Source organism: Arthrobacter sp. CP30, from assembly GCF_053470025.1.
The window spans coordinates 197093-207372 of record NZ_JBQEMM010000006.1 but is presented as its reverse complement, the minus strand read 5'-3'; the positions used below and the strand labels follow the sequence as shown (position 1 = coordinate 207372).

The 10280-nt window shown below is 64.9% G+C and carries 8 protein-coding genes and 1 pseudogene; 4 read left to right on the top strand and 5 right to left on the bottom strand.

Annotated features, from left to right (window positions below; genetic code table 11):
* Window positions 1–1286: pseudogene (locus ACTIMO_RS10585) on the top strand (hypothetical protein); the annotation flags it as partial.
* Between the two features lie 1146 nt (window positions 1287–2432).
* Here the strand turns inward: ACTIMO_RS10585 and ACTIMO_RS10580 are convergent.
* From ACTIMO_RS10580 to ACTIMO_RS10565, 4 genes are all read right to left on the bottom strand, one after another.
* A complete protein-coding gene (locus ACTIMO_RS10580; protein ID WP_448182382.1) occupies window positions 2433–3005 on the bottom strand; it encodes a recombinase family protein in 573 nt (190 codons plus the stop codon).
* Window positions 3006–3287: 282 nt separating this feature from the next.
* Window positions 3288–3611 (bottom strand): ArsR/SmtB family transcription factor, encoded by a 324-nt coding sequence (locus ACTIMO_RS10575; RefSeq protein WP_448182381.1) that lies wholly within the window; start codon window positions 3609–3611, stop codon window positions 3288–3290.
* A gap of 206 nt (window positions 3612–3817) precedes the next feature.
* Window positions 3818–4882: a zinc-dependent alcohol dehydrogenase family protein gene (locus ACTIMO_RS10570; RefSeq protein WP_448182380.1), complete on the bottom strand. Its 1065-nt coding sequence runs from the start codon at window positions 4880–4882 to the stop codon at window positions 3818–3820.
* A 218-nt stretch (window positions 4883–5100) separates the two neighbouring features.
* Window positions 5101–5835: an NADPH-dependent F420 reductase gene (locus ACTIMO_RS10565; protein WP_448182379.1), complete on the bottom strand. Its 735-nt coding sequence runs from the start codon at window positions 5833–5835 to the stop codon at window positions 5101–5103.
* A gap of 445 nt (window positions 5836–6280) precedes the next feature.
* Here ACTIMO_RS10565 and ACTIMO_RS10560 point away from each other — a divergent pair, with 445 nt between their 5' ends.
* Window positions 6281–7666 (top strand): DHA2 family efflux MFS transporter permease subunit, encoded by a 1386-nt coding sequence (locus ACTIMO_RS10560; RefSeq protein ID WP_448182378.1) that lies wholly within the window; start codon window positions 6281–6283, stop codon window positions 7664–7666.
* A 63-nt stretch (window positions 7667–7729) separates the two neighbouring features.
* Here the strand turns inward: ACTIMO_RS10560 and ACTIMO_RS10555 are convergent, their stop codons facing one another.
* Entirely contained in the window at window positions 7730–8116 is a 387-nt protein-coding gene (locus ACTIMO_RS10555) for a MerR family transcriptional regulator (RefSeq protein ID WP_448182377.1), read from the bottom strand.
* A gap of 200 nt (window positions 8117–8316) precedes the next feature.
* On the opposite strand from ACTIMO_RS10555, the gene ACTIMO_RS10550 reads away from it, so the two are divergent.
* Window positions 8317–8799 (top strand): flavin reductase family protein, encoded by a 483-nt coding sequence (locus ACTIMO_RS10550; protein WP_448182376.1) that lies wholly within the window; start codon window positions 8317–8319, stop codon window positions 8797–8799.
* Between the two features lie 86 nt (window positions 8800–8885).
* Window positions 8886–10280: an NtaA/DmoA family FMN-dependent monooxygenase gene (locus ACTIMO_RS10545; RefSeq protein WP_448182375.1), complete on the top strand. Its 1395-nt coding sequence runs from the start codon at window positions 8886–8888 to the stop codon at window positions 10278–10280.

The window sequence follows — 10280 nt, the reverse complement described above, 5'->3', positions numbered from 1 at the left end:
CAGCCCTGGAAGCCCAAGCACTCGGCGCCGCCGAACTCGCCGAACTGCAGGCCGCACTGGCGCTGGCGATCACCGATCGTGACGCGGCAGCAGCCGAGCTCGTCGAACTGCAGGTGACCCTCACCGCGGCCCTCGACGCGCAGGCCGCCGGGAACCAGGCCATCGCCGACGCTCAGGCAGCACTCGCTGCGGCCCTCGCGGCCCAGGCATCCGGTGACCAAGCCGTTGCCGACGCCCAGTCGGCCCTGGACGCGGCCCTCACCGCTCAGGCAACCGGAGCAGCAGAGCTCGCCGAACTTCGGGCGACCCTTCAGGCAGCCCTGGAAGCCCAAGCACTCGGCGCCGCCGAACTCGCCGAACTGCAGGCCGCACTGGCGCTGGCGATCACCGATCGTGACGCGGCAGCAGCCGAGCTCGTCGAACTGCAGGTGACCCTCACCGCAGCCCTCGACGCGCAGGCTATTGGTGCGCAGCAGATTCTGGATCTCCGAGCGGCCCTGGCCTCGGCCCTTGCGAACCGGGACGCGGCGGAGCAGGACCTCTCCGACCTCGAGGTTGTTCTCGCGGCGGCCATCGACGCGGAGGAGGCAGGCGAGCAGAACATCATTGAACTGCAAGCTGAACTCGACGCCGCTCTCGAAGCTCAGGCCGCGGTCGTGGCCGGCATTGATCTCGACGCCCTCGAGGCTCAGCTCGCCTTCGCCGTCGCGGCGGCAGCCGAAGGTCAGGCCGACGTCGACGCCGCCCAGTCCGACCTTGATGCAGCCCTGGCAGCATTGGCCGCAGCCGAGGACGACGTCGAGGAAGCACGGGCTGCACTGGCAGCAGCAGGCAACCTTGAGGAGATCATCGCCGCGAACGTTCGTCTCGAACTCGCCATCGCCGCCGCGAACGAGATCCGCCTCGACGCCGACGCCATCAACGTCGACTTCGAAGCCATCGAGGACCTCTTCGACGCAGCACTGGTCGCCTGCTCCGGTGACACCACCATCATCATCGACATCGACATCGATGGTGACGGCAACGTCGGCATCATCGTCGACGGCGTCAACGGTGGCGGCGTCAATGGTGGAGGGAATGGCGGAGTCGTTGTCCCGGGTGCCGGTAACACCGGCGGTAAAGGCGCCGTGAACGCGGGATCCAACCGCGGCATGAACGTGCAGACAGCCACGGTGGAGGGCACTTCTGACAGCGGCCTGCCGCTGGGCGGGATGCTCGCGGTCGCTTTCGGCCTGCTCGCCGCGGCAGGTGTCTGGGCGCGCCGTTCACTGAAGATGAACGACTAACAGCCAACCCCGCCCTCAGACTCCCCCTTTGAGGGCGCCTGAAAAGCGAGACCTCCGGCCCCGTCCTGCAGACCTGACTGCGGGGCGGGGCCGGACCCACGTACGGGCCCAACCCGAATAGGCCAGGACTGTCCATTCGCTTCCAGGACACACACGAATGAGCCAGCAACCCTGACACCAAGACGCCAAGCTTCCGTCTGAAAGAGGGCCAGCGAGTCCTTCTCCATCCGGTATCCCGCGCGCCCGATGGCTCGCACTGCCCGTCTTGGCCGCCGCGGGACTGACATCGCCACAGCCGTGATGCCACCAGCCGCATCGACGGGCTCACCTGGCACCGCCCCATCCAACACCATCTCATCGACAAGCGCTGCGCCCACCAGCTTCCCACCCGAGTCAGCCGACTCTACGCAGTCGTCAGTGAAGACAAACTTGTCTTGAGCCAGCATCTCAAGGATGGCGTCAGACTCGGCGGTACCTGACGTCAGATCAAACCGCTGCCTTGGCGCAGTGGCCGTACTCCCGGCCTCTTGTAAACACATCCCATCCCAGGGTCAGCGAACCTCAGCTTGAAGTAGTTCGCGCGGAGCCGCGGGATCGAGGGGTCGAGGGGTCGATGACCTCGATCAACGCGGAGAAGGCCAACCCTTTCAGATCGGAGGCTAGAACAGCCTTCGTAGGGGCCCGCCTTGCTCTGACGAGGGTTCCGAGCTTCTCCAAAAGAGGCAGAATGCCCGCTTCCAGTGCAACGAGGAACTCGCTGCGCCCCTCCAACTTGGCATCTGCTTCCGCCTGTTGAGCTTGACGCCTCACCCGCGCTCCATCAGTTTCCAGACCCTTGACTCTGCTCCGTGGCTGCCTCGACTCCACGATGGGCACAAGTGCCGCCGTAATCGCCCCGACTAGACCGACGCCGAACAGCACCCAGCGCAGTACAGAATCCTTGTCGTCATCTAGAGAACCCCAAATAAGCCCCTCCGAACGCCAATGCCGCTGCAATTACCGTCATGACGCCCTTCCCCCAGCGGTCCAGCCACCGCCGGGCACTACGACGTTTCTCCACTTTGTAAGCCTATGAGGACGTATCGACCACGGTGGTGGGCCACGCCGACACGTTTTGATCGACCGCAGTATCGGCCTATGAGCACATCAGACCACTTCACTGCCTGCAAGAGTGAGGTAGCGGTACACCGTCGCCCGACTGGCCTCAATGATCTTGCCGATATAAGCAGGCGCAAGCCCCTGCGCTCTCAGGTCTCGGGCGCGCCTGGCCTTCGCATGACCGGTAGTCACTTCCCGCCGGCCGGCTTTCCGCCCGTGGTCAGCGGCCGCAACCATTTCTGCCCTCGTCCGCTCGGCGAGCTGGTCACGCTCAAGCTGAGCAAACGCGGACATCACAGTGAGCATTGCCCTACCCATCGGATCGGTAGTGCTGATGCCCTCAGTGACATAACGGAAGTGCACACCCCTGCGTTCGAGGTCATCGATGAGGGCCAACAGGTAGCGCGTGTTACGCCCCAGCCTGTCCAGCTTCCACACCACGACCTCGTCACCCTTTCGGACGTGATCGAGGAGCTTGTAGAGCTCCGGCCGGCTGGCCGTCGTCCCACTCACCCCATGGTCGGTGAAGATCCGACTACACCCAGCAGCAGTGAGCGGTGCGTGCTGCAGATCCGCGTTCTGCTCCAACGTGCTGACCCTGGCATACCCGATGCTTCCCACTCATCCACTCCTCGTACTCATCGAAGGCCTTCTCTTACTTTGTTGAGTACGAGGAGTGAGACACATTGCCAAGACGAAACACGGACGCCTACTGCCTTGCGGTTGCTGCGTTGCGCAAGCTGCCCGAGCAAGCAGTTCAATAGTCCAGTCGAAGGATCCTTCAACGGGGCGATAAGGATGAGGTCGTAGTTGTCACTGGAAGGTGCCGGTGGCGAGACCGCTAAGGAACACAACCCTCGAACCAGCGTGGTCGTACACAGCAGGAACTGGTCCGGCCTAGGGCTACTTTCCGCTTCGGGCGCCGGCGATCACGGACGGCAGGAATCCGGGGAAGGCTTCTTCCAGGTCGGCTAGGCGGAGCTTGTTCATTCGTGACGTGCCGACGTAGTACTGGTGGATGATGCCTGCCTGCCTCAACGCGGTGAAGTGGTGCGTCGCGGTTGATGCGGTGACGGGGAGGTCGAAGTTGCCGCAGCTGATTTCTGCGTCGGCCGAGGCGAGCTGCGTCACGATGCTCAATCGGATCGGGTCGGCGATGACTCCCAGCACCTGGGGGAAGTGCAGGTCTTCGATGGATGGTTCGTCGTCGATCGGTGCTCGAGCCATTCAGGGCCTCCTTACGAAGGATGATCGTATCGGGTGGGATGTCGGCTGACGGTTGTCGCCAGCTGGTGCAGTCGTCACCACCGGTCAACCGCCGTAGTGCCAGTGCGCTGAACCTGAGAGCAGCCGGGAGCTCTGGCGTTCACATCGGAGCGGCGGACGCGTTCCGACCCATTGATCGCCAGGCTGGGCCGGGACGGCGGTTGACGTCAGCGGACGGCGATGACGACCTTACCCAGGGGGCCTTCGGCGAGACGGTCGTAGGCGGCCTTCGCGTCCTCGAACCGGAAGGTGGAGTCGATGACCGGGTGAATCTTGTGCTTGTCGAGGAACTCGACGAGTTCCTCGAAAGCTGTCCGGGTGCCGACGGCGATGCCCTGGATGGTGGTCTGACGGAACAGCACCGTCATCAGGTCGAGGTTCGTGGCCTGCCCGGCGAGGAACCCGATGAGGGCGACGACGCCGCCGGCCTTCGCGGCACGAACGGAGTCGTTGACGCCGTCACCGCCGGCGACGTCGATGACGACGTCGACGCCCTTCCCGTCGGTGAGCTCGAGGACCTTGCCGGCCCAGTCGGGTGTGGTGCGGTAGTTGATGACATCGGTGGCGCCGAGTTCCATCGCCACGGCGAGCTTGTCGTCACTGGAGGAGGTGGCGATGACGCGTGCGCCAAAGGCGGACGCGATCTGGATCGCGAACACGGACACACCGCCGGTGCCCTGCACGAGCACGCTCCCGCCTGCTTCCAGCTTGCCGTGGTGAAAGAGGGAGAACCACGCCGTCAGCGCTGCGATCGGCAGTGTGGCAGCTTCGGCGTCGGTGAGGTTGTCGGGGCTACTCACGACGCGGTCCTCATGCAGCAGCATGTACTCGGCGAGACCACCGTTGATCGGGCCGCCGATCATCGCATCGGTGTGCGCCTGGTCCCATGGCCCGTCGACCCACGTGGAATAGAAGTGCGAGGTGACGCGGTCGCCGACCTTCCACTTCGTCACGTTGGAGCCGACCGCAGTCACGACGCCGGCGGAGTCAGCGCCGACGATCAGGCCCTTCGGCATCTTCTCGGGCGAGTAGTTGCCTTCGACGAGTGCTTTGTCGCGGTAGTTCAGAGAGACAGCCGACACCTGCACGAGGAGGTCACTGGGGCCGGGAGTCGGAGTGTCGACCTGCCGGAGGTCGAGGTTGTCGAAGCCGAAATCGGCAAGCGTCCAGGCGCGCATGGCGGTCCAATCTTCGCGGTGATGCACCGGGGTGATCCGGGGCTGATGGCTCACGATACGTCCAACTTCGATAACAATCAAACTTGACCAGCGTCAAACTTGGTCGCATCTCATCACCGCCCGAAGTGGTGGAAGGGTGCTCATGACTGAGGCAAACAGAATCGCGAACGTCGGTCTGGTGGCACCCTGACGCAGGGTGAGCTTCACGACCTCCCGGCATACGAGGTACTCCACCAGGAACTTCGGGAGGGGCTCGGATCCGTCCCCGGCCCTTATGCGTAGGTGGCTCGGTTGAGGGCAGCGATGTCGTCGGAGGTCAGGGAGCCGAACCTGTTCCCGATGGTTGCCATGACCTGATCCCGCCGGTCGGCCAGGAGGTCCTTCTGGGCGCGTGCGAGGGCTGCCGGCAGCTCGTCCCGGGTCAGTTCGGTGCAGTAGGCGGGGGCTCCGGGCTGCTGCCGCCACGATTCCGGGAGGGTGCCGGCGTCGACGGCGTCGAAACCGGTGTCCTCCACCAGGCTCATCGCGATCCGCCTGCCGCGTTCGTCATCGCCTGCAACGGGGATAGCGAGGCGGCCTGCCTGCCCTGCGGGGCGCCCCTTGGCCTCGAAAGTGCCCGAGAGGATCGCGTTCCAGGCCTTCACGACAGGGCGCCCGATCTGCTCGCTGACCCACAGACCTTCCACCTGCCCGCCATCGAGGGCTTGGATGTGACCGTCGCGCAGCGGGTAGTAGTTCGACGTGTCGATGACGACCGCGTCCGCAGGAAGCTCCTCGAGGAGTGGACGGATCCCTGCCATCCGGGCGAGGGGGATCGAGGTCACGAGCACCTCGACGTCCTGGATGACGTCGGACGCCTCGACGGCGGTCGCTCCTGTTGCCAGGACCGTCTCGTCGATGGTTTCCGGGCCACGGGAGTTGGCGATCTTCACCTGATGTCCCGCTTCCGCGAGCTTGTAAGCCAGCGTCGAACCGATGAATCCTGCTCCGAGGATGCCGATCTTCATGAGTGTCCTTCCATCGAGCACGGTGTGAACCACCAGTCTCCAACCTTCCACCAATGTGAAGGTCAAATCCTGACGAGAATCCGGTCCTGCTGGAGCTCATGTGACGACTCTCATAGGCCCTCGGCTTGACCTTGCTATTAGTGAGAGGGTTGCACGATAGGTCATGAGGTTTTGTCGCGCTGCCTTCTGCGCACTCGGTGAGTGCGGCTCGAGCGAACCGAAGCTCAGGTAGCGCCGGCCGCTCGAAGACGCGCTGCCACCTCGTTTTCTGCCCCCCTTCGTCATGACCAGGAGAACCCCCGTGCCGGGATCGACACCGAATGAAATAGCCCTGAACGAGCATGCGCGTCTTGAGGCCGCAGCCGCCTACACACCTGATGAAAGGCCGGGTGCGAGGCCCCCTGCTACTGACGCTGCTGCCGACCGGATGGCGCCAGGTAGCGCGATGATCATCGGGTTGCTGATGGTCTCGGCGTTCGTGGTCCTGCTGAACGAGATGATGCTCGGCGTCGCCCTGCCGACGCTGATCGCGGACCTGGACATCACCCCGACGACCGGCCAGTGGCTCACCACCGGGTACCTGCTGACCCTGGCGGTCCTGATCCCGGCCACCGGGTTCGTGATGCGCCGATTCACGACGCGTGGGATCTTCTTAGGCTCGATGTCACTGTTCCTTCTCGGCACGGTCGTCGCCGCGATCGCCCCAGGCTTTGGAGTACTCTTCGCCGGGCGGATCATCCAGGCCATCGGCACTGCAGTCTTCGTGCCCCTGCTGATCACCACGACCATGCGCCTGGTGCCGGCGTCGCGGCGGGGCAGAATGATGGCCCTGGTCACCGCAGTGCCAGCCATCGCACCCGCAGTCGGGCCGGCGGTCTCGGGAGTGATCCTGTCCCAGCTGTCCTGGCGGTGGCTGTTCATCCTGATGCTGCCCATCGTCGTGACGGCACTGGTCCTGGGCGCGCTGAAGCTGCGGAATGTGACCACACCCGAGCGAGTGAGCTTGGACGTGGTGTCCCTGCTGCTCTCCGTCGTCGGCTTCGGCGGTCTGGTCTTCGGCCTGGCGTCCATCGGCGAATCGGTGTCCGGGCACGCACCCGTCGCCCCCGCCATCCCGATCCTCATCGGGCTGGCCGGCGTAGCCGCGTTCGTCCACCGGCAGGTGAAGCTGCAGAACCACGGGGATGCATTCCTGGACATGCGGATCTTCTCCACCCGCCAGTACGTCATGCCGACGATCGTGATGACGTTCGTCGCGATGAACGGCTTCGGGGTCGTCCTCGTCCTGCCGCTCATCCTGACCGCCGTCCTCGGTCTGCACACCCTGCAGATGGGCCTGTTCCTCTTCCCCGGTGGGGCGATGATCGCGATCGTCTCCGCACTCGGCGGACGCATCTACGACAAGGTCGGACCGAAGCCCCTGGCGATCCCCGGCTCCATCATCTGGGTGGGAACCATCTGGTTCCTCACCACCATTGATGAGGACACCAGCATCTGGCTGGTCCTCGCCGTCTACCTGCTCATGACCGGCACGCAGGCACTGATGTGGGCACCCATGACCACCTCGGCCCTCGGCTCACTACCGGCCGAGCTCTACCCCCACGGCACCGCCGCATTCTCCACCGTCCAGCAGCTGGCCGGCGCTGCAGGAGGCGCGATCCTCATCTCCGCCTTCACCATCGGCGCGAATGCCACCCGGACCGGTGCCCTCAACGCCACCCAGAGCATCGACGCCGGACAAGCCGCCTTCACCGTCGCCGGAATCCTCGCCCTCGGCGCCGTCATCGGCACCCTCTTCGTCAGCAAGCCACACACCACCCAGGACGCCTGAACCACCCGAACCGCATACATCGCTTCGACCGCTGGAGCTGGCTCGGGGGCCAGCTCCAGTAGTTCAGCCGGCTTTGCGCGACTGCTCCCGGGAAGCGGCGTCGATGGCCTCGATGTACCGGGTGATCGAGTCCCGGTTGTGGATGAGGAAGTCGATCTTCTCCGACATCCGGTCCCGCTCTGTCACCAGCAGTTCCCGCAGCCCGGGCTCGGGGTTCTTCACGACGATGGTCTGCGGCTGGTCCAGGCACGGCAGGATGCTCGAGATGATCCTCGTCGGAATCCCGGAATCGACCAACCCCCGGACCTTCTTCACCCGGTCCACCAGGTAGTCGTCATACATCCGGTACCCGTTGTCCAGACGCCGGGGCGAGATCAGGCCCTGCTCCTCGTAGTACCGCAGCATCCGGGCAGGAACGCCCGTCTTCGTCGCCAATTCACCAATACGCAAGTGGCCTCCTCAGCCTCGGTCCATCACCGATTTGACCTTCACACTAATGGCAATGTTGAGACTGGACAAACAGGCCAGTCACCGACTCGGCCTCAGCGACCGGTAATACCAGCCACCGCCACGAACCAGCAGCACGGCCCTGGATGGAGAGTCGGGCGCATGCCCGTTGCGGTCCCCTTTCACTAAGAAAGCTGTCAATCATGCAGACCCTCTCGGCCGCCAACGTGCGCCACTCCTTCGCGGCCTTTCCCACCGGCATGGCCCTCATTGCCGCCGAAGTGGACGGGCGGAACGATGCCATGCTCGCCAACTCCTTCGCGAGCGTCTCCCTGGACCCGCCCCTGGTATCGATGGCGTTCACACATGCCTCGACGACCTGGCCCCGGCTCCGCCAGGCACAGGCACTGGGCATAACGATCCTCGCCGAAGCCAACGCTCGCCTGGTGCAGCAGCTGAGCGCACCGGGCCCTGCCCGCCTCGACGGCCTCGCTCTTGATCAACCCCTGGGGTACGCGCGCACCCTGCCCGGTGCTGCAGCCACCTTCGTGGTCCGGGCTCACCAGTACATTCCAGCCGGCGACCACGAGCTGGTTCTCTTCGAGGTCCTCGAGCACCAGCGCGACATCCAGGCATCCCCGCTGACCTACTACAACCGCCACGTCGGGGTCATCCACCCCTCCTGAACTGGTTCCCGGCAGCACCCCACACCACACACCCCACGAGCACAGCAGCAGGAACAGCAGCTTCGACCCACGCACGGAAAGAGAACATGATGGCCAAACACATGCTGATCGGCATGCACCTGGGCAACGGGTACGGCACCATACCGGGGGCATGGCGCGCACCAGGAGTCGATCCTACGAGCTACACCAGCTTCGACGCGAAGGTCCGGCACGCCCAGGCGGCCGAGCGCGGCAAGCTCCAGTTCCTGTTCTTCCCCGACGGCCCCAGCCATGTAGCGGACCTCGACAACGAACCGCCGAACTTCAACCTCGACGTCATGGTCACCATGGCAGCAGTAGCGCGCGAAACAAGCCGGATCGGCTTCGGGGCCACCGGGTCGACGACCTTCAACGAATCGTTCAACCTCGCACGCCAATTCAAAGCCCTCGACATCCTCAGTCACGGACGGACCGGGTGGAACGCCGTCACCTCAAGCGCCGACGATGTCGCAGGCAACTACGGGCAGCAGATCCCCCCGAGCCCCGAACGTCACGGGCGGGCACACGAAACGGTCCACCTGGTCCAGGCGCTCTGGGGCAGCTGGGAACAGTCCGCCTGGGTCCACGACCGGACGCCCGGCCAGTACGCGCACGCCGACCAGGTCGCCCCGATCAACCTCGGCGGCAAGTTCGTCGCCTCCCGCGGTCCCCTCTACATTCCCCCGTCCGAGCAAGGCCAGACCGTCATCTTCCACGCCGGCGGGAGCCCCAACGCACACCAGTTCGCCGGACGCTGGGCCAACGACGTCATCGGAGCAGCCTTCACGATCGAGGACGCACGCGCGCAGCGTGCCGCGTTCCGGGAATCGACAGAACGTGCCGGACGCGACCCGGACGAAATCAAATTCATCGTCGGCCTCATGACCTCGCTCGCCAGCACCAAGCGGGAAGGACTCGACCGCCGGACCTCATCGAGCGGCCGGACCTTCGGGCAGCGGGCAGCGTACCTGGGACGGATGCTCGGTCTGCATCGTGAACCCCCACAGCTCGATGACCCGCTCTCACCCGCGCAGCTGGCCGCCGCCCGCCCATCACCAGGGGACCCGCGTTCGACCCACGCACTGAAAATCGCCAGTGAAGGCTGGACCGTGCGCGACATCCTCGCGCACGGGGTTATCGACTACCACCCTGTCATCGTCGGGCCGCCGGTCGCGGCCGCCGACCACATGCAGGAATGGTTCGAAGCAGACGCTGCGGACGGCTTCTGGATCTCCCCCGACCTCGAGGAAGGCGTAATCGACGACTTCGTCGATGGGGTCGTACCGATCCTTCAGGATCGCGGACTGTTTCACCGCGACTACGCCGGGACACCCTCCGCGACCACCTCGGCACACCGGCACACCGGCACAAGACGGGGTCGATCCGCGCGTCGCCCAGTGACCCGCCCACCACTCTCCCCCGTACACCTAGCAGTACCAGCACCAGCACCAGCACCAGCATGA